The sequence below is a fragment of the Salicola sp. AFF1 genome, from assembly GCF_056783195.1.
This window is the reverse complement of the sequence record NZ_JBXAYL010000249.1, coordinates 1-234: the sequence shown is the minus strand read 5'-3', so window position 1 is coordinate 234 and position 234 is coordinate 1. Positions and strand designations below refer to the sequence as shown.

Below are 234 nucleotides of genomic sequence, written 5' to 3'. Positions count from 1 at the left end.
AAACTGTGAACGCTGCTTACACATTCGATAACGGTGACCTTACTACTGGTTCTTCTACAGGTACTGGTATCACTTTGAACTCAACAACTGTTCCTCAGATGGTAATGCGACTTCCTGCGAAACTCCGAAAGAACAACCAGACTGCAACTAACCTTGCATTTGTTATTGACTCTTACGGTATTGCAGATATGTTCCAGTACCTCCTTGGAAAGAACGCTGACTTTGTCAACGCAC

1 protein-coding gene is annotated in these 234 nt (G+C 43.6%); it reads left to right on the top strand.

The genetic code is table 11. The annotated features are described in order from the left end of the window. Positions 1-234 (top strand): hypothetical protein (locus AC1RQI_RS17540; protein ID WP_481905885.1); only part of this gene is annotated, 234 nt, incomplete at both ends.